This is a genomic window from Hymenobacter sp. YIM 151858-1 (assembly GCF_025979705.1).
In the GTDB taxonomy this organism is placed as follows: Bacteria; Bacteroidota; Bacteroidia; order Cytophagales; family Hymenobacteraceae; genus Solirubrum.
This window is the reverse complement of sequence record NZ_CP110136.1, coordinates 302,547-322,608: the sequence shown is the minus strand read 5'-3', so window position 1 is coordinate 322,608 and position 20,062 is coordinate 302,547. Positions and strand designations below refer to the sequence as shown.

At 58.9% G+C, this 20,062-nt stretch carries 13 protein-coding genes, 2 tRNA genes and 3 rRNA genes; 3 read left to right on the top strand and 15 right to left on the bottom strand.

Annotated elements, in window-relative coordinates:
• Positions 1–22: 22 nt before the first annotated feature.
• The gene (locus OIS50_RS01280; RefSeq protein ID WP_264692525.1) at positions 23–1,000 is read left to right on the top strand and encodes a TerC family protein; all 978 of its coding nucleotides are present in this window, start codon (positions 23–25) and stop codon (positions 998–1,000) included.
• A 78-nt stretch (positions 1,001–1,078) separates the two neighbouring features.
• Here OIS50_RS01280 and OIS50_RS01275 read toward each other — a convergent pair whose 3' ends face one another.
• On the bottom strand, positions 1,079–3,259 hold the full coding sequence (locus OIS50_RS01275; protein WP_264692524.1) for a biosynthetic peptidoglycan transglycosylase: 2,181 nt from the start codon (positions 3,257–3,259) through the stop codon (positions 1,079–1,081).
• Positions 3,260–3,510: 251 nt separating this feature from the next.
• On the opposite strand from OIS50_RS01275, the gene purB reads away from it, so the two are divergent.
• Positions 3,511–4,863, top strand: a complete 1,353-nt coding sequence (gene purB / locus OIS50_RS01270; RefSeq protein WP_264692523.1) for an adenylosuccinate lyase — start codon at positions 3,511–3,513, stop codon at positions 4,861–4,863.
• A 13-nt stretch (positions 4,864–4,876) separates the two neighbouring features.
• Positions 4,877–5,989: a glycosyltransferase family 9 protein gene (locus OIS50_RS01265; protein WP_264692522.1), complete on the top strand. Its 1,113-nt coding sequence runs from the start codon at positions 4,877–4,879 to the stop codon at positions 5,987–5,989.
• Between the two features lie 97 nt (positions 5,990–6,086).
• Here OIS50_RS01265 and OIS50_RS01260 read toward each other — a convergent pair whose 3' ends face one another.
• The 14 genes from OIS50_RS01260 to OIS50_RS01195 form a co-directional block, all read right to left on the bottom strand.
• Positions 6,087–7,229, bottom strand: coding sequence for a glycosyltransferase (locus OIS50_RS01260; RefSeq protein WP_264692521.1), 1,143 nt, complete (start codon positions 7,227–7,229; stop codon positions 6,087–6,089).
• Between the two features lie 4 nt (positions 7,230–7,233).
• Positions 7,234–8,226, bottom strand: a complete 993-nt coding sequence (locus OIS50_RS01255) for a glycosyltransferase family 2 protein (protein WP_264692520.1) — start codon at positions 8,224–8,226, stop codon at positions 7,234–7,236.
• Positions 8,219–8,746, bottom strand: a complete 528-nt coding sequence (locus tag OIS50_RS01250) for a DUF4199 domain-containing protein (RefSeq protein ID WP_264692519.1) — start codon at positions 8,744–8,746, stop codon at positions 8,219–8,221. Before OIS50_RS01250 ends, OIS50_RS01255 begins: the two co-directional genes overlap by 8 nt.
• A 27-nt stretch (positions 8,747–8,773) precedes the next feature.
• Positions 8,774–9,283, bottom strand: a complete 510-nt coding sequence (locus tag OIS50_RS01245) for a DUF4199 domain-containing protein (RefSeq protein WP_264692518.1) — start codon at positions 9,281–9,283, stop codon at positions 8,774–8,776.
• Between the two features lie 66 nt (positions 9,284–9,349).
• On the bottom strand, positions 9,350–11,407 hold the full coding sequence (locus OIS50_RS01240) for a BatA domain-containing protein (protein WP_264692517.1): 2,058 nt from the start codon (positions 11,405–11,407) through the stop codon (positions 9,350–9,352).
• Positions 11,408–12,108: 701 nt separating this feature from the next.
• Positions 12,109–12,220 (bottom strand): 5S ribosomal RNA (gene rrf, locus OIS50_RS01235).
• A 96-nt stretch (positions 12,221–12,316) separates the two neighbouring features.
• Positions 12,317–15,226: ribosomal RNA gene (locus OIS50_RS01230) — 23S ribosomal RNA — on the bottom strand.
• Between the two features lie 177 nt (positions 15,227–15,403).
• Positions 15,404–15,477, bottom strand: a tRNA-Ala gene (locus tag OIS50_RS01225).
• Positions 15,478–15,513: 36 nt separating this feature from the next.
• A tRNA-Ile gene (locus OIS50_RS01220) sits at positions 15,514–15,587 on the bottom strand.
• A 130-nt stretch (positions 15,588–15,717) separates the two neighbouring features.
• A 16S ribosomal RNA gene (locus tag OIS50_RS01215) occupies positions 15,718–17,232 on the bottom strand.
• The 16S, 23S and 5S rRNA genes sit together here with 2 tRNA genes alongside, the layout of an rRNA operon.
• A 441-nt stretch (positions 17,233–17,673) precedes the next feature.
• The gene (locus OIS50_RS01210) at positions 17,674–17,904 is read right to left on the bottom strand and encodes a hypothetical protein (RefSeq protein WP_264692516.1); all 231 of its coding nucleotides are present in this window, start codon (positions 17,902–17,904) and stop codon (positions 17,674–17,676) included.
• A gap of 6 nt (positions 17,905–17,910) precedes the next feature.
• Positions 17,911–19,182: an adenylosuccinate synthase gene (locus OIS50_RS01205; RefSeq protein ID WP_264692515.1), complete on the bottom strand. Its 1,272-nt coding sequence runs from the start codon at positions 19,180–19,182 to the stop codon at positions 17,911–17,913.
• A complete protein-coding gene (locus tag OIS50_RS01200) occupies positions 19,182–19,532 on the bottom strand; it encodes an STAS domain-containing protein (RefSeq protein ID WP_059072717.1) in 351 nt (116 codons plus the stop codon). Before OIS50_RS01200 ends, OIS50_RS01205 begins: the two co-directional genes overlap by 1 nt.
• Complete coding sequence (locus OIS50_RS01195; RefSeq protein ID WP_264692514.1) at positions 19,529–19,999, bottom strand: Fur family transcriptional regulator; 471 nt, start codon at positions 19,997–19,999, stop codon at positions 19,529–19,531. The genes OIS50_RS01200 and OIS50_RS01195 overlap by 4 nt, the downstream gene beginning before the upstream one ends.
• Between the last annotated feature and the right edge of the window lie 63 nt (positions 20,000–20,062).

Genomic DNA, 20,062 nt, shown 5'->3' with positions numbered 1-20,062 from the left:
TGCCTGCTGATGCGTTTTTTGCATGACTACAACTCCCTGGTTCTGGGTTGCTTTCAACCTCTTTGTGCTGGCCATGCTGCTGCTCGACTTGCTGGTGTTCAACCGCAAGGCCCACGTAGTGCGCATGCGCGAAGCCCTGAGCTGGAGCGCCTTCTGGATTGCGCTTTCGCTGGCATTTAACTATTTCGTGTACCGCGAGTTCGGGCGCGAGGCCGGCATGAACTTCCTCACGGGCTACCTGCTCGAAAAGGCCCTGAGCGTCGACAACCTCTTCGTGTTCCTGCTCATCTTCACCTACTTCAAGGTGCCGGGCGAGTACCAGCACAAAATCCTATTCTGGGGCGTGCTCGGGGCCTTGGTGCTGCGCGCGCTGTTTATCGTAATCGGGGCAGCGCTCATCAGCAAGTTCAGCTGGACGCTCTACGTGCTCGGCGCGTTTCTGGTGTACACCGGCTTCAAGATGGCCACCACCAGCGGCGACCCGGAAATCGACCCCGAAAACAACCCGGTGGTGCGCTTCCTGAGCCGCCACCTGCCCATCACCAACCGCTACGAGGGCGGCAAGTTCTTCGTGCGCAAGGAGAAGCTGCTGTTCGCCACGCCGCTGTTTGTGGTGCTGGTGATGGTGGAAACCACCGACGTGGTGTTTGCGGCCGACTCCATCCCGGCCATTCTGGCCGTTACGCAGGATAAGTTTATCGTGTACACCTCCAACGTGTTTGCCCTGCTGGGCCTGCGCGCGCTGTACTTTGCCCTGGCGGGCCTCATGCAGCTGTTCCACTACCTGCACTACGGCCTCTCGCTCATTCTCATCTTCATCGGGGGCAAGCTGCTGCTGCACGACTTTTTCCACCTGCCCACCGAGTGGGCCCTGGGGGTGGTAGCGGCCGTGCTTGCCCTGTCGGTAGTGGTGTCGCTGATACTGCCCAAAAAGACCGACGACGATGACCTGCCCGAGCCCGCGGCCTCGTCATCGTCTTCCGACGAGCCCAACCTTTAGGGCCTTGCCCTAGGTGCCCAAGCAAAAAGCCCGGCGGAGCAGCTGCTCCGCCGGGCTTTTTGCTTGGGCACCTAGGGTTTAGGGCTGTTTGCCGCCGTTGTTGTCGGTGCCTTCGGTGGCCGGGGCGTTGGTGTTGGCGCCTTCGTCGGGCAGGCCGCCGGTGTTCAGCAGGTCGATGAGGTTGATGGGGTCGAACTGGCTGCTGTCGGCCGCCACCGCCCGCGTGGTATCGGGGCGGGCCGAGAAGTTCATGAAGCGACGGGCTGGGCCGGCCAGATTTACCGAGCGGCTCAGCCCATCAGCCTCGGCCTCGGGGATGTAGCCGCGCCGGGCCATGATGTCGGCAATCAGGCGGAAGAAGTAGCGCGAGCTGGCCTTCAGGTCGCCGTACTGGTTGAACGACTCGCGGGCGTACTTCGGCTTCGGAATGATGCTGGCCAGGTACAGGCTTTCCTGCAGGGTCAGTTGCGAAGGCTCTTTGTCGTAATAAAACCGGGCCGCCTCCTTCACGCCGTACACGCCCCGCTCGCCGCTGGGCCAGCGGTAGCGGCTGGGGCCCCACTCGATAATGTTCAGGTACACCTCCATCATGCGCTCTTTGCTCACGAGGCGGGTATTCTCGATCAGCCACACCATCAGGGCTTCTTCGGCCTTGCGGGCTACGGTTTTTTTGCGCGTTAGGAACACGTTTTTCACGAGCTGCATCGAGAGCGTGCTACCACCGCGGGCAAAGCGCTTTTCCTTGATGTTCTGGATGGCTGATTTCACAAAGGCTTTCTCCATAAAGCCTTTGTGCGTGAAGAAGCGCGGATCTTCGGCCGTGATGATGGCGTACTTTAGGTAGTTCGATACCTGATTGAACGGCACGAAATCGGGGTTCGAAGGGCCTACGGCAAACGTTTTGAGCGAGTCGCCGCGGTCGTTGTAGGCGGTGTAGGCAAACTCGGTGTTCAGCTTGCGCAGATCGACGCGGCCAAAGCGGGTGATTTTGAAGTCGCGGCTGGCGCGCAGGCCCGAGTCGAACTTCAGGCTATCCACTTGCTGCATGTCGAGGGCGGCGCTCAGGTGGTATTGCAGCGTGCCGGTGCCCTGCATGCCCTCCACAGCCCCGAAAATGCCCTGCGGCAGCGAGTTGAAGAAATCGGTAGCCGGCACTTCGTCCGACTCCACGTTCAGCGACACCAGCAGGCCGCGCAGGCGCGGGCTGTAGTGGCGGGTTTCGGCGGCCACGCGGCGGCCCAGCTCGGCCGGCGTCCGCATGCGCACGCTGATTTGTGGGAAAGCCACAATTTTGTTCAGGGTAACCTTGGTGCCCTTTTCCAGCGCGAGGTAGTTTTGACCTAGGGTGGCCACGAAGTCGATGCCACCGCGGCGCACCACCACGTCCTCGTCCGAGATTTTGGGGTGGTTCAGGCGGAAGTTGCTGGCCAGCGCGGCGCCGCGTACGGTAAGCCGCTCGTCGTCGAAATCCTTGCCGGCCAGTTGCAGGTGCAGCGTATCGAACTGCACACTGGCGCCAAAACGGCGCTGCAGGTACGGCAGCACCACCGGCTGGCGGCCCTGGCTGAACACCTGCACGTCCATGTTCTCGTCGCCCTGCTCCACGTGGCCGCGCAGGCCAATGCGGTTGGTTACGGAGTCGAGCTCAACGGTGAGCTTGCCCGCCAGGTCGCCGTCCTCAATGGTGAGCTCGGGCATGGTGATGGTGGCGCGGTGGCGCGGGCTCTCGTAGGCCACCAGAAAGTTGCGGAAATCGGCCTCGCCCGGAATGTTCTCCAGCGCCGTTTCGAGCACCTGGTTCAGCAGCACGCCGTAGTTGGTGCCCTTGGTGGTATCGCGCGGCACGGTGGTTTTGCCGGTGCGCTTAATCAGAAACCCGTAGTTATCGGCCGTGGCGGTTTTGCGGGCCAGCAATTGGGCTTGCTCGATTTGCAGGTTGCTGAACACCGGCCGCCGGGCAAACAACGAACGCAGGCTGATGCTGGCGTTGATGCGGCGGGCCGTGAGCAAGGTATCCTGCAGGCCGGTGCGGGGCACCAGGCTCACGTTGGTGATCTGCACGGTGTTCAGATCGGTAAAGCGGGCCGGACCTAGGGTAAGGGTAACGGGGTACTTGCGCTCGACCTTGGTTTTGGTTTGGCGCATGGCATACTGCAGCAGCTCCTCGCGCTTCAGCAGAAACACGGCCAGGCCCACGAGCAACAAGGCTCCGAAAGTACCTAGCGACCAGTACAGTATTTTCTTGGTTTTTGGGTTCACTCGCACGGAAGTGTAGATAATCAGCGGCCTGCCTCGCCAGTTTCGTGCCGAACCAAAGCCGCTTCGGGTACAAAAGTACCACAAAGTGCCCCTACGCGTAGCCCGGCTATACGTTGTCCCGGCCGCAAGGCATTCCTACCTTCGCGGGCAAATCGGCGGTCGGGCCCGTGCCCGCAACGCAGCCGGCGGCTGCACCACCTGTCTCGTTGCCATAAAAACCAGGGCTTAAGGCCTGCTAGTTCCTTTCTCGCATGACGCACGACGCACTGACGCCCCTCACGGCCCTCTCGCCCCTCGATGGCCGCTACCGCCGCCAAACCGCTCCGCTGGCCGGTTTTTTTTCGGAGCTGGCCCTGATTCGCTACCGCGTGCTGGTGGAGGTGGAGTACTTTATTGCTTTGTGCGAGCTGCCTTTGCCCCAGCTGCAGGGCGTTGATGCAGCCGTGTTTGAGCGCCTGCGCCTGCTTTATCAGGAGTTTACCGAAGCCGACGCCGAGGCCATTAAGGCGCACGAGCGCGTTACCAACCACGATGTAAAAGCCGTGGAGTACTGGCTGCGCGACCAGTTTGAGATTTTGGAGCTAGGCGCCTACGTGGAGTTTATCCACTTTGGCCTGACCTCGCAGGACGTGAACAACACCGCCGTGCCGCTGAGCCTGCGCGAGGCCCTGCACCGCGAAATCGTGCCCGGCTACGAGCAGCTTACCGACCAACTGCGGGCCTGCGCCGCTCAGTGGGCCGCCGTGCCCATGCTGGCACGCACGCACGGCCAGCCCGCCTCGCCCACGCGCCTGGGCAAAGAGCTTGAGGTGTTTGTGGCTCGCCTGGAGGCGCAGCTAGCCTTGCTGAAGCAAGTACCCTTCGGGGCGAAGTTTGGCGGAGCTACGGGCAACTTCAACGCCCACCACGTGGCTTACCCGCAGGTTGACTGGCACGCCTTCGGCAACCGGTTCGTGAACGAGCAGCTGGGCCTGCACCGCTCCTACCCCACCACCCAGATTGAGCACTACGACCACCTGGCCGCCACCTGCGACGGACTCAAGCGCCTCAACACCATCCTCATCGATATGGCCCGCGACGTGTGGCAGTACATTTCGCTGGGCTACTTCCGCCAAACCATCAAGGCCGGCGAAGTGGGCTCGTCGGCCATGCCGCACAAGGTAAACCCCATCGATTTCGAGAATGCCGAGGGCAACCTGGGCCTGGCCAATGCCGTGCTCGAGCACCTAGGGGCCAAATTGCCCATTTCGCGCCTGCAGCGCGACCTCACCGACTCCACGGTGCTGCGCAACCTGGGCGTGCCGCTGGGCCACATCCTCATTGCCGTTTCGGCGCTGCAACGCGGCCTGGGCAAATTGGCCCTCGACGAGGAAGCCTTGCGCCGCGACCTGGAGGCCAACTGGCCGGTAGTGGCCGAGGCCATCCAAACCATTCTGCGCCGCGAGCAATACCCCGATCCGTACAACGCCCTCAAGGCCCTTACGCGCACGCACGGCCCGGTTACGCAGGCCACCATCAGCGAATTCGTGGAAACCCTCGACGTGCGCCCCGAGGTAAAGGCCGAGCTGCGCGCCATCACGCCCTGGAACTACGTGGGCATTTAACCGAACCGCCGAGTTGAGCACCAACATCCTGAACCATACCGTTGTACACCCGGATTGCCGCCATTTTCGGGGCGACATTCCGTGCCGCCCCAACAAGGAGCACGGCTACCAGTGCGCAGATTGCCCCGTGTACGCGCCGGTGCAGCAGCGCATCCTTATCATCAAGCTCGGGGCCATCGGCGACGTAATCCGAACCACGCCGCTGCTGCGCCGCCTGCGGCAGGAGTACCCGCAGGGCTACATTACCTGGCTGACGCATACGCCCGCCATTTTGCCCCAGGATGCCGTCGATGAGATTCTGAAGTTCGATTTCGCGGCCGTACTGCAACTGCAAGCCCGCGAGTTCGACGTGGTGTTCAACCTCGACAAAGACAAGGAAGCCGGCGCGCTGCTGAACACCCTCAAGGCCCCCCAAAAGTTCGGTTACGCCCTGCGCCCCTACGATGGCGTGGCCTGGCCCGCCAACGACCTGGCCCAGCACAAATTCCTGACGGGCGTGTTCGATCAGCTCAGCCTGCAGAACACCAAGCCCTACGTGCAGGAGATTTTTGAGCTGTGCGGCTACGAGTTCCGGGGCGAGGAATACGTGTTCGACAACCACGCCGACAAAGGCTACCAGTGGCCGCAGTTGCCCCCTGCCGGCCGCCGCGTGGGCCTGAACACCGGCTGCGGCGACCGTTGGACGACGCGCTTGTGGTCCGATGAAAAATGGATTGCCCTGATTACCCAGCTGCAGCAAGCCGGCTACGCGCCCGTGCTCCTGGGTGGCGCCGCCGAAGAGGAGCGCAACCAGCGCCTGCACGCAGCCACGGGCGCGCCGTACCTAGGGCACTTTCCGCTGCCGCAGTTCATCAACCTGCTCGATCAGATGGACCTCATCGTGACGCAGGTAACCATGGCCATGCACATCAGCATTGCTCTGCGCAAGCCTACCGTGCTGATGAACAACATCTTCAACCCCTACGAATTCGACCTGTACGGCCGCGGCCAGATTGTGCAGCCCGACCGCCAATGCGTGTGCTTTTACCGCGGCACCTGCAAGCTGGGCACCAGTTGCATGGAGGAGTTGCCAGCCACGAAGGTGTTGGCGGCGGTGCAGGCCAGCTTGCCCATCTCTGTTAGCTGAGAATGCCTAAGACAAGACCGCCCCGCTTCGCGCTAGCCAAACGGCAGCAACGAAGCGGGGCGGTCTTGTTTTTTGGTGCGAAAAGCAGCCTTGTCGCCTAGGTGCCGGGGGCGGCGGCTACCTCCTTCAGCGCCTTCACCATTTCACTCCACGAAAACTGCTGCTTGTAGTGGCGCGTGCCGGCTTCAAACCGGGCCTGCAGCTCGGGGTGCGTGAAATACTCGACCAGCGCATCGGCAATAGCTTGGGCGGTGGGTGGCACCACGTAGCCCACCTCGCCGTCAGGTATCAGCTCGGCCAGGCCGCCAACGTCCGTCACCAGCATCGGCCGCTCGAAGTGGTAGGCAATCTGCGATACGCCGCTTTGCGTGGCGTGCTTGTAGGGCTGCACCACCATGTCGGCCGCGCAGAAGTAATCGGCCACGCGCTCGTTCGGGATGAAATCGGTAGCGCGCACCAGGCGGTTCTCCAGGTTGTGCTCGCGAATGATGGCCTCGTAGGGCGCAGCGTCTTCGTAAAACTCGCCGGCCACAATCAGCTTCAAGGGCAGCTTAGCCAGCCGCTCATCGGCAAAGGCCTGCAGCAGCACATCGAGCCCTTTGTATGCCCTGATAAAGCCGAAGAACAACAAGTACCGGTACTCGGGCCCTAGGTGCAAGCGGCGCTGAGCATCGCGTTGGGGCACAATCGGCCCGAAGTTGTCGTAGAGCGGGTGTGCCTGGTAACAAGCGGGTTGCTTGAGATTAAGCCGCCGCAAATCGGCCAGCACCGAGCGGCTCATCGTCACGAAGCCGTGACACACCTGCAGGAAATACTGCGTGAAAGGCCGGTCGCCGGGCCGCTTCTCGTGCGGAATTACGTTATCGGTGATGGTGACGATGCGCGTGTGGCCGTTGCCGCGCACCAGGCGCGCAATAGTACCTAGGGCCGGCCCCATAAACGGCAACCAAAACCGAAACACAACTAAATCGGGCCGCTCGCGCCGCAGCCGCTGGCCTACCTGCCACCAGCTCAGCGGGTTTACGGAGTTGATGCTTACCTCAATGGCGAGGTCGGCGGGCCCGGGCTCGGTGCTGAACTGCGTTTGGCCCGGAAACAGAAAGTTGGGGTACTGCAGGCTGAACGTAACGATGCGCACCTCGTCGCCGGCTTCGCGGAAAGCCCGTGCCAGCCGCTCGTTGTAGGTAGCCAGGCCCCCACGCAGCGGGTATGCCGGCCCAATAATCACCACCCGTGCCATGCGCCTAGGTGGTGGGCAGGTTCAGGGTTTCGCGCACCAGGTATTGGTTTTTGCGCCGGCCGTTCAGCGAGGTCAGCTCGGCCAGAAAACCCGTCAGAAACAACTGCACGCCCACAATCACAGCCACCAAGGCCAGGAAGAACAGCGGCTGATCGGTGACGTCGCGGGCGCGCAGGTTGTGCGCCGCCAGCCACACCTTCTCCCCTACCAGCCACAGCGTGATTACAGCACCTAGGAAAAACGACAGCACGCCCATCGACCCAAAAAAGTGCATTGGCCGGCGCCGGAAGCGGCTCACAAACGTGATGCTCATCAGATCCAGGAAGCCGTACACGAAGCGCTCCAGCCCGAACTTGGTGGTGCCGTACTTGCGCTCCTGGTGCTGCACGGCCTTCTCGCCGATGCGCCGAAACCCGGCCCACTTGGCAATAACCGGGATGTAGCGGTGCATCTCGCCGTACACCTCAATGCTCTTCACCACGCGGCTGTCGTAGGCCTTCAGGCCGCAGTTGAAATCGTGCAGCTGAATGCCCGAAATCCAGCGCGTTACGCCGTTGAAGAGCTTCGTCGGGATGGTTTTGCTCAGCGGGTCGTAGCGCTTCTTTTTCCAGCCGCTGATCAGGTCGTAACCCTCCTCGGCAATGAGCCGGTAAAGCTCGGGCAGCTCCTCCGGCGAGTCCTGCAAATCGGCGTCCATGGTGCACACCACGCGGCCCTCGGCGGCCCGAAAGCCGGTGTCGAGGGCCGCCGATTTGCCGTAGTTGCGGTTGAAGCGAATGCCGCGGATGTGTACATCCGCGGCAGCCAGCTCCTCAATCACTTCCCAGGAGTTATCCGTCGAACCGTCGTCGATCAGGATGACCTCGTACGAAAGCCCGTGCGCCTGCAGCACGCGCCCAATCCAGCTCGTCAGCTCCGGCAACGATTCTTCCTCGTTGAGCAGCGGAATTACGATTGACAGCTCGACGGGAAATGATTTTAACTTCTTCTTACTCAAACTCGGGGCGCGTACGCTTGGTAATGGCTGAGATGATCAGCGATAAAATTAGGCCTATAATGATTGAAACCACTATTGCAACAACCACTCCTACGGGCCCTTCTGTCATCTTGCTGCTCACGGACATGGCTTGGTCGATTTGTTCATCCGACATGCCTTGTTCTTCGAGTTTCGCGCGAGCCGCTTCGGCGCCGCGGGCCAAAGCCTCGGGGTCGATGAAAGTGAGGTAGATGTAACGGAATACCGACGCCAGCAAACCCGAAACGGCCGATGCAACAACCCCAATCGTGACGCCTTGCCCGAACGACATGAAACCGCCATTAGCCTGCTTAAACGCCTTGTGAGCCAACACTATAAAAGCAATGCTGATTACCGCGCCAAGCAACCCGATAGCGGTATTCTGCTCTAAGCCGGCCATCATAGTTACGGCCGTGAAGATGATGGATACGATGCCGAGCATGACGCCGTAGCGCACGCCAACGGACGAGGGCGAAACAGAGGGAGTAGCGGTGTTTTCCATTAGAGTTAGTGTTTTGGATGAGAGAAGTTATTTCCGAAAGAAAATGGCGCCGGGCAAAAAGAAAAACAAACCGGCCAAAAGCTTTTTGCTGAAATCGTCCTGCGCCAAGCCAGCGGGTGTGCTGGCAATGCCGCGGAGGCTGCGTTCATACTGCTCCTTGCCGCCTTTCTCTTTCATAAAATTGGCCCGCTCTGCCTGAATCATGCGCTCCATCTGAACCCGGTTTTGCTCAATCAGCTTGGGGTTGCCCATTCGGGCCAAGGTGTAAACGCCCAAACCCGAGAGGCTAGCCGTTATCAGGAGCGCAACTACGCCCGTCATTAAGGCCGTTAAAAACCCGAATTTATTGGGTGCATGCTTGCGTGCGCTCCACTGCGCCACCAACACCGCAACGGGCGGCACAAACACCGTCATCAGGCGCTTGGGCCCGTAGGGGTTCTGGTCGGTAAAGTAGAGCATCAGCACCCAAGCCACACACAAAGCACCGGCAATACCACCCACGCGTACTGCTGTCCGCAACCCAGCCTGATTCATCATTTTAATTACGCTGTGCTCAATCGTTGAGCTTTGCGGCAAGTTAGAGCACTTTGCCGAAACGACGACCTAGGCAGCAAGTGGAGCGGCAGTATTCTTTGCCCCGGCAAAGCGCAACACCAGCACTTCTCCCAGTAAACATAGCAAAGCAGCTATCAGACAGTAACGCCATAGCGGTGTACCGGCACGCTGTTGGGCAAAACGGGCCGCAACACTTTGCCCGCTTGCCACTTCGTAAATGTGCACATTGGGGTGGGTTGCTTCGAGTTGGCGCAGCTCATTCAGCGAGTAATAAGCCAATTCCGACTCTTTCTTATCGATGTTGAATGCCAGCTCCCCGACGGTGTGCTCTCCTAGGCTAAGCTTATAATAGCCGGGCTGACGCAGATCGGGCGGCAATTGCAGGTACAGGCGTCCGTCGCGCACTTGCTGAGCCGGGATAAAGGAGCTACCGTCGTTTACCAGTTTGTATACTTGCTCTTTGCCCGCATTAGCCACAACGGGTTGCCGCAGCACTACCGTCCGGTCGGTTAGCCGGTACGCAGGCAGTTGGTCCAGCTGTACACTCGACGTGGCCAAGCGGTACATTACCGGCACAAACAAGGGGTGCTCCGCGAACGTGGTGTACGCAGGTGCAAGCGGCGAAGCCACCACATAGATCATCCCGTTGCCAGTGCGGAACCCTGATATAAAAGGGCTCCCGTCACGAAACTTCAACACATCAACGGCCGAGCGGCTCCAGGTAAGCAGCGGGGTGGCACGGGGCATATCGGCCTGTCGCGTTTGCTCCGCGAAAACATCCTTGAAGAAAGGATTCTGCTTGTCGGGCGGTGCAAGTTCTTGGGGGGTACTCGCACCTGCCCCGTTAAGCGGCCGCAGTGTCGACAGCCCTAGGTCAGCCAAGGCCTCGTTGAGGGAAGCACCTGCTGAATTAGCGGCTGGAATGAACAAGATGGTGCCCCCCGCATCGGCGAACCGCCTCAATGCCGTTCGCCGGCCGCTATCCGAAGAAGCAAAGGCAGAAACAACAATGAAGTCGGCATTGCTAAGTACTTCCGGCCGAATATCGCCTACCGAAATCTGACTGTAACCGAAAACTGCCTCGTTTGGATACAAGCGCTGCAAGGCACTCCGGCCCGCACCAACTTCCAGTATCCGCACGCGGCTAACGGGCTTAAGCACAAAATAATAAGTATTATCGAAGCGGATGGGTTGGTCGTCGACCTCCACTCGGCACTGCACCGCTTGGGCACCGTTGAGCCTTGCCCGAACCGTAGTCACGGTAGTTTGCCCAGCCAGCAAATCGATTTGAAAGGCTCCGACTTGTCGCTCAGCAATCAATACGCGCACGCCAACGCGCTGAGCATCTTTGCTCCCGCCATTACGCAGGCGTATCTGCAAAGCCAAGTCCCCACCGGGCCTCACAAACTCATCAGCAACATATACGCTATCAACATAAATGCTTGCTGCGGGAGTAAAACGGAGCGGCAGGAGATACACCTGTTGCTTCGTTCCCAATTGCATTATCATGCTCGGGTTGAACCCAATCCGCTGAAAGTCGGAGACAAGAAATACGGAAGAGGGATTACTGTTGCGGAGGCCGCTTGTTAGCCAAGCCAATTGAGCACCTAGGCCTTGACTATTAGCAGATACCGTCACAGCGTTCAGGGCTTCTTGAGCTCGTTGCGGCGTTAAAGAGGCCTGACGCCTGGATCCAGCCAATACATCAATTGTAGCAGTGCGCGGAAAAATACCCACCACTTCACCCGCCTCATCCGCACCTCTCTCAATCAATTGCTGTCCCTGCGCATCTTCAGCCGACATGCTCAAGGTGTTATCGATAACAAACGCAGTTCTGCTATCAACTCCCGTGGTGCCGTTATCCAAAGCCTGAAGGAAAGGTTGGCAGAATAACAACACCAAAAAGCTGATGAACCCCAACCTAAGAAACAACACCAATAGATGCTGGAGCCTCCGCTGTTTTGCGGTTACCAGCTTGACATCCTTAATGAAGTCGACATTAGTAAACAAAACCCGCTGAGGGCGACGTAACTCAAATAAATGAAGGATTATGGGTATAGCTAGAGCAATTAGCCCTAAAAGAAACCATGGATATGTTAGATTCATGAGGTACTAGAAATGCAGTACCTAAAGAACGTAAATAGTAGTAAAAAGACGCCTAGAACGATTAATACAACTGCACTAGGAAGCCCTACATAAAGGTGTAGTGACAACTCCTTAAACCGCAATCTGATTAATAACTACCTAAAGCGCGGTGACGACTGAGGCGCTGCGCGAGCTGGCGCAGGGCTATCTGGCCCCGGCGGGCCCAACGGCGCGGTAACCGGTCTTCGGTGCCCGGGCTGGGGCGTTTCCCCCTGCCGGGCACCGAAGCCCAGCCGGCCGCAGGCTCAGTTACCCGCCCGGGCCCAGAAACTGGTCCGCCACTGCGCCCGCACCGTGGTGCGTGAGGGCCACGCGTACGCGCCTTCCCCCCGCACAGACCGGCTTCGTGCCGTTGCCCAAGCGGCTCGGGCCCACGCACGGCTTCCGCAGCCGGCATTCCCCACCGGTTCGGTGGGCCGCGCCCTGCCTGGCCCGAGGCGACCGGCCCACCGGCTCCGGCAAGGCTGTGGCCCGCCGGGGCGGCCGGGGGCGCCAGCGTGTATCAACCGGTAGGAATAAGCAGCCCTTGCGTCTGCGCGTCCCCGGCGGCTGAAGCCCCGGGGTGGCAGGTCGCGCGGGCCCGCGTTTCGCCCGCAACGCGGACTGCCCCCCGCGGCGGTTCCTGGGGGAGGAACCCGCGGGGGGCAGCGCGAACAGACAAGGGTTGGCGGCGACCGACTCTCCCGCCGGCGAAGGCAGTACCATGGGCGCTCCGGGGCTTAACGACTCTGTTCGGAATGGGAAGAGGTGAACACCCGGGCTAAAGCCACCATTGTCGTGAGCGGACATCCCGGCCCGGTGGGGGCGGCGGGAGCCGTGAACTTGTGACGCACGGCCAGCAAACGCAGAAGGGGAAAACACGAGGCACTGGTTCGGAAGCGTTCGGTTCATTAGTACCGCTCGGCTGGCCGTTTCCGGCTTAAGACCTGCGGCCTATCGACGTGGTGATCTGCCACGGACCTTATACAACGGAATGCTCATCTTCAGGTGAGTTTCGCACTTAGATGCTTTCAGCGCTTATCTCGACCCAGCGTAGCTACCCAGCGCTGCACCTGGCGGCACAACTGGTACACCAGCGGCTGGTCCAACCCGGTCCTCTCGTACTAAGGTCAGGTCCTGTCAACATTCCAACGCCCGCCACAGATAGGGACCGAACTGTCTCACGACGTTCTGAACCCAGCTCGCGTGCCACTTTAATCGGCGAACAGCCGAACCCTTGGGACCTTCTCCAGCCCCAGGACGTGACGAGCCGACATCGAGGTGCCAAACCTCCCCGTCGATATGAGCTCTTGGGGGAGATCAGCCTGTTATCCCCGGCGTACCTTTTATCCTTTGAGCGATGGCCCTTCCATGCGGAACCACCGGATCACTATATCCGTCTTTCGACCCTGCTCGGCGTGTCGGCCTCACAGTCAAGCCCGCTTCTGCTATTGCGCTCTGCATCCGGTTACCAAGCGGATTGAGCGGACCTTTGAAAGCCTCCGATACACTTTTGGAGGCGACCACCCCAGTCAAACTACCCACCAGACACTGTTTCCCCTTCCTGGAGATTAGGCCCCAAGCAACGCAAGGGTGGTATTTCAACGTCGGCTCCCCGAGGGCTGGCGCCCCCGGCTCAACGCCTCCCACCTATGCTACACATGCGGTGCCCAGGGTCAATGTCAAGCTGTAGTAAAGGTGCACGGGGTCTTTCCGTCCCGTGGCGGGTACTCGGCATCTTCACCGAGACTACAATTTCACCGAGCTCACGGCTGAGACAGCGCCCAGATCGTTACACCATTCGTGCAGGTCGGAACTTACCCGACAAGGAATTTCGCTACCTTAGGACCGTTATAGTTACGGCCGCCGTTTACCGGGGCTTCGATTCAGACCGTCGCTTGCGCTAAGTCCCCCTCTTAACCTTCCGGCACCGGGCAGGTGTCAGGCCTTATACTTCCTCTTGCGAGTTCGCAAAGCCATGTGTTTTTGTTAAACAGTCGCCTGGGCCTTTTCACTGCGGCTTCTCCTATTGCTAGGAGGAAGCGTCCCTTCTCCCGAAGTTACAGGACCATTTTGCCGAGTTCCTTGGCCGTGATTCACTCGAGCGCCTCAGGATGCTCTCCTTGACTACCTGTGTCGGTTTGCGGTACGGGTTGTCCAGCGGTAAACGCTTAGCGGGTTTTCTTGGGAGTCTGATTAGGGCAACTATGGCCGCGCCCCGAGGGGCTTGGCCTACTATCACGTTTCGGCAAAACCGGCGTACTTCACTACCGGTCCTATACCTACGCGCTTCAACGGGCACTTCCGTCCGCCCGCGTGCCTTTCACTTCTCCGTCACCGCATCACTCCACTGAACAAGTGCTGGAATATCAACCAGCTGGCCATCGGTCATCGCCTGTCGGCTTAGCCTTAGGTCCCGACTAACCCTGCTCCGATTAGCGTTGAGCAGGAAACCTTAGTCTATCGGCGTGGGGGTTTCGCACCCCCATTATCGTTACTCATGCCTACATTTGCTTTTCCAGCCGCTCCACCACGCCTCCCGGTCGTGGCTTCGCCGCTGCTGGAATGCTCCCCTACCACTCTACCATAAGTAGAATCCATCGCTTCGGTACCGGACTTGATGCCCGCGTATTATCGATGCCCTGTCGCTCGACCAGTGAGCTGTTACGCACTCTTTAAATGAATGGCTGCTTCCAAGCCAACATCCTGGCTGTCAAGGCAACTGGACCTCCTTTGTTCAACTTAGCCCGGATTTAGGGACCTTAGCGGATGGTCTGGGTTCTTTCCCTCTCGGCCTGGGACCTTAGCACCCCAGGCCTCACTGCCGTGTATATCACCGTGGCATTCGGAGTTCGTCTGGATTCGGTAGGCTGTGACACCCCCTAGTCCAATCGGTAGCTCTACCTCCAGGTGACTCGACCACGACGCTGTACCTCAATACATTTCGGGGAGTACGAGCTATTTCTCAGTTTGATTGGCCTTTCACCCCTACCCACAGGTCATCCAAATCCTTTTCAACGGAAACTGGTTCGGGCCTCCAGTTGGTGTTACCCAACCTTCACCCTGCCCATGGGTAGATCACAAAGTTTCGCGTCTGCCCCCCCTGACTCTGCGCCCTGTTCAGACTCGCTTTCGCTGCGGCTCCGCGTCTCCAGACGCTTAACCTCGCCAGGGAGGAGCAACTCGTAGGCTCATTATGCAAAAGGCACGCCGTCACTGCACCTAGCAGCTCCGACCGCTTGTAAGCGCACGGTTTCAGGTTCTTTTCACTCCCCTATCCGGGGTTCTTTTCACCTTTCCCTCACGGTACTGGTTCACTATCGGTCTCTCGGGAGTATGTAGCCTTGCCGGATGGTGCCGGCGGATTCAGACGGGGCGTCTCCAACCCCGCCTTACTCAGGATCCCGCTAGGGCCTTTTACAATGTCGTCTACCGGACTCTCACCGTCTCTGGTACAGTTTCCCACCTGTTTCGACTACCGTAAAAAGGTCCCACGCCGCGGTCCTACAACCCCGGGCTGGCCGTAACCAACCCGGTTTGGGCTCGTCCCCGTTCGCTCGCCACTACTGGGGGAATCATTGTTATTTTCTGTTCCTGCGGGTACTTAGATGTTTCAGTTCCCCGCGTTCGCCTCCGTCCTTGCGGATTCGGATACCAGGTCTTCAACCTGGTGGGTTGCCCCATTCGGAAATCTCGGGATCAGCCGGTATGTGCCCGTCCCCCAAGCTTATCGCAGCTTATCACGTCCTTCGTCGCCTCCGAGAGCCTAGGCATCCCCCGTGCGCCCTTCGTTACTTCCGTAAGTAACGGTCGTTCCCGAGTAAGCAGGGAACTGTCGTTTGCTCGTGTGATGCGCAACCACGCCAGGTGGTTGGGCTTATCTTCTATGTTTGCTAGCCGTTACGTCAAAGAACGTATGACGGACCTGCTGTCCATCACGGAGGCAGGTGGGCCGAAGCCCAACCGCCTAGGTAAGAGTGGAGAATAACGGATTCGAACCGTTGACCCCCTGCGTGCAAGGCAGGTGCTCTAGCCAGCTGAGCTAATCCCCCGTCGTACAAGTCGCCGCGGCCGGACGCCGAAGCGAGTGGGCCTGCGTGGACTCGAACCACGGACCTCGACATTATCAGTGTCGCGCTCTAACCACCTGAGCTACAAGCCCGGGCCTTCAGTTGCCGCCCGCAGGCCGCAGTGAATCCTCGTTACTCAACTAAATTATTTGAGCGAGTGCGAAAACAACAAGCGTCAGCTTGACGAACCACAATCCGGTCAGCGTAACAAAAGTGCTCCAGAAAGGAGGTGATCCAGCCGCACCTTCCGGTACGGCTACCTTGTTACGACTTAGCCCCAGTTACCTGTTCTACCCTAACCGGCTTCTGTGACGAGCACCGGCTTCAGGTCTACCAGACTTCCATGGCTTGACGGGCGGTGTGTACAAGGCCCGGGAACGTATTCACCGCGTCGTTGCTGATACGCGATTACTAGTGATTCCAGCTTCACGCAGTCGAGTTGCAGACTGCGATCCGAACTGAGAACGGCTTTTCGAGATTGGCTCCGCATCGCTGCGTGGCAACCCGCTGTACCGCCCATTGTAGCACGTGTGTAGCCCTAGGCGTAAGGGCCATGATGACCTGACGTCGTCCCCGCCTTCCTCGCTGCTTGCGCAGGCAGTCTGTCTAGAGTCCCCGCCTTGACGCGCTGGCAACTAAACATAGGGGTTGCGCTCGTTGCGGGACTTAACCCAACACCTCACGGCACGAGCTGACGACGGCCATGCAGCACCTTGCTTTGTGTCCCGAAGGAAAGGCCCATCTCTGGGCCGGTCACGCGCATTCTAGCCTAGGTAAGGTTCCTCGCGTATCATCGAATTAAACCACATGCTCCACCACTTGTGCGGGCCCCCGTCAATTCCTTTGAGTTTCACCGTTGCCGGCGTACTCCCCAGGTGGGATACTTAACGCTTTCGCTAAGCCGCGGACCGTCATATTGCCCACAGCGAGTATCCATCGTTTACGGCGTGGACTACCAGGGTATCTAATCCTGTTTGCTCCCCACGCTTTCGTGCCTCAGCGTCAGTACCAGCCTAGTCAGCTGCCTACGCAATCGGGGTTCTGGATGGTATCTATGCATTTCACCGCTACACCATCCATTCCGCCAACCTCGTCTGGACTCAAGCCCGGCAGTATCCATGGCAGTTCCCTCGTTGAGCGAGGGGCTTTCACCACGGACTTACCGGGCCGCCTACGCACCCTTTAAACCCAATAAATCCGGACAACGCTCGCACCCTCCGTATTACCGCGGCTGCTGGCACGGAGTTAGCCGGTGCTTATTCAACCGGTACCGTCGATTCCCCTCGCAAGGGTTTTTTCTTCCCGGTCAAAAGCCGTTTACAACCCAGAAGGCCTTCATCCGGCACGCGGCATGGCTGGGTCAGCGTTTCCGCCATTGCCCAATATTCCCTACTGCTGCCTCCCGTAGGAGTCTGGCCCGTATCTCAGTGCCAGTGTGGGGGATCGGCCTCTCAGCTCCCCTAGCCATCGTCGCCTTGGTGGGCCCTTACCCCGCCAACTAGCTAATGGCACGCAGGCTCATCTACTTCCGAAATTCTTTAACCCCTGCGCGATGCCGCGCCGTGGTCTTATGCGGTATTAATCCACCTTTCGGCGGGCTATCCCCCAGAAGTAGGCAGATTGCCTACGCGTTACGCACCCGTGCGCCACTCGGGGCATCGCTGCCCCGCGTTCGACTTGCATGTATTAGGCCTGCCGCTAGCGTTCATCCTGAGCCAGGATCAAACTCTCCATTGTAAAAGTTTGTGTGCCGCGCCGAAGCGCAGCGTTGTGTCCTAGCAATCTTTTGTCGTTGCCCTTCCACAAGAGAAGGGCGGCTGACAGGATCGGTTTGTTCGTTTCGCTTGTCTTCGCCCCTTGCCCGCGCCTCGCGGCGCCGCAAGCGGCTACTACCTTGTCGTTTTCAACACTCTCTCAAAGAACGTGCGAACACCGGTCGTGTTCGTGGCGAAGCGCTGCTCGCTTCGGTTGTTTGCGTTTGGGGTGGCAAAGGTACGAAGCGCAGTTCGTTGTTTGCAAGCCCCCGGGCAACTTTTTTTTCGCCGCCCCGTTTGCCTCTTTTCCGGCTGCCCGCTCGCGTTTCGAACCGGGCTGCAAAGGTAGCAAACCACGTTGCCACTTTGCAAGTTCCAAGCCCCTTCTTTTTTTCGTCTTCTTGATGAGCGAAAAATCAAGGGGTTAGAACATTATCCTTTTCACCGAACCACCACAGGTCTTTTCAGAACCGCAAAGCTGCCCGTTTCCAGTTGAATCGGGGTGCAAAAGTAGCACTGCCGAAACCTCAAAGTCAAGAGCTGAAGCAAAAAAATTTTCCAGAGCTTTATGATCAGGAAAATCAGTAGGCCGTTTGCCGTTCTGGGAGGACAAAAGTACGCCTCGCTTGCGAAAAATCAAGCGAGGCGTACTCATTTTTTATCAGTTCATGTGGAGGGTGCTCGTACGATCGGGGCCGACGCTTACTATGGTGACTGGCACTTTCAGTTGCTGCTCAAGATATTGCACGTAGGTTGTCAGCTGAGCGGGAAGGGCTTTGGGGTCGTTAATATTGTCGAGGCTGGTTTGCCAACCTGGCAGTGAGATGTACTCAGGGCTTAGCTCCTGTAGTTCGGCTAGGTCGGGCAATTGCTCCGTGATGCTGCCATCGGCATTCCGATAATGCGTGCAAACGCGGATTTCATCGAAATCAGAAAGCACATCGGCTTTCATCAGGTGGATTTCAGTGACGCCGTTCAGCATGATGGCATAGCGCAAAGCCGGAAGGTCGATCCAACCACAGCGGCGCGGACGACCAGTGGTGGAGCCAAATTCGCGGCCAGCCTGGCGAATCTTCTCCCCTACCTCATCATGCAGCTCGGTAGGAAATGGGCCGCTGCCCACGCGGGTGCAATAGGCTTTGCTGATACCGTATACCTTATGTATGTGCTTGGGCGCGATGCCAAGCCCGGTGCAGGCACCGGCCACAATGGTGCTCGACGAGGTAACAAAAGGATAAGTGCCGAAGTCGATATCCAGCAGAGAGCCTTGAGCCCCTTCGGCCAGAATGCGCTTGCCTTGGCTGAGCAGGTCATTCAGCAGATACTCCGTATCCGTGAGGTTGAGCTGGCGCAACTCTTCCACCGCTTCAAAAAAGGCTGCCTCGTCAGCTTCGATGCTCAATTCGCGCTGGTGAAAGTTGGCAAGCTGCCGATGCCGCTCTACCGTTTCCTGGTAGCGCTGCTTGAAATCGGCACGCAGAATGTCGCCAATGCGCAGACCCGTACGGCCGATTTTGTCTTGGTAGGTCGGGCCGATGCCTTTTAGCGTAGAGCCAATACGACCGCCGCCACGCGCTTCCTCCCAAATCCGGTCGAGGGCGCGGTGCGAGGGCAGGATCAGCTGCGCTTTCTTCGAGATGTAGAGATTGGCCGTCCCGTCGATGCCGCGCGCGGCAAGCTTGCGCAGCTCCTCGCGAAACACTACGGGGTCGAGCACTACCCCATTCCCGACCACATTAATAATGTGTGGGTGGAAAATGCCCGAGGGCACTTGGTGCAGTACGTGCTTGGTGCCGTTGAACGTGAGGGTGTGGCCGGCATTGGGCCCGCCCTGAAAACGAGCTACTACGTCGTACGTGGGCGCTAGCACGTCCACGATTTTTCCTTTTCCTTCGTCGCCCCACTGGAGCCCGACGAGTACGTCTACTGGCATTAGTTGGCGTTTTTGAGCAGGCTGGTAGCAGCTGCTTCGTCGTCGGCGATGGTGAAGATGGAAGTGAGCTTGGTGAGTGCAAGCATCTTGCGGGGGTGCTCGGCGGGGTTGATCAAAACCAGCTCGCCGCCACGGCTGCGGAACTTGGTGAGCAGCGACACCAGTACGCCAATGCCCGAGCTGTTGACATAGCGCACGTTGGACAAATCGACCGAGCACAGCTTCACGGCGTCGTCGCCTAGGTGCTGATCAACGGTTTGCAGGAGTTGCTGGGAATCGGGGCTGCCGATCAGGTCGCCGGTGAGGCGCACCGACAGGATGCCGTCTTGCAGGTTGGCGTCAGTTTTCATTCGGTGGTGGTACGAGCGGCTTTCGCGCGACAGTCGCCGCAAATGCCGTAAAGATTTAAGGAGTGGTGCAAGATATGGAAGTTCAATAACTCCCCGACCATCGTCTGGATGCCGTGGATGCGCGGGTCGCAGAACTCCACCACCTTATGGCACTCAGTGCAGATGACGTGGTCGTGCTGCCGATAGCCGTACGACTTTTCGTATTGTGCCAGGTTGCGGCCGAATTGGTGTTTGCTCACCAAATGGTGCTCAACAAGCAAATCCAGCGTGTTGTAAACCGTAGCGCGGCTCACCTGAACGCCGCGTTCCTTCATACCCGCATACAGTTCCTCTACATCGAAGTGGCCGTTGCGCGAGTAGATTTCCTCCAGAATGGCATACCGCTCGGAGGTTTTCCGAAGGCCCTTGCTTTCGAGGTACGCGGTGAAAATCTTCTTTACCTCCTCGTATTTCTCAACATCAAGCATGCTATGCTCCCTTATATACTACTGTGTACCCGGATATACCCAAACATGCCGCCCTTGGCCGTT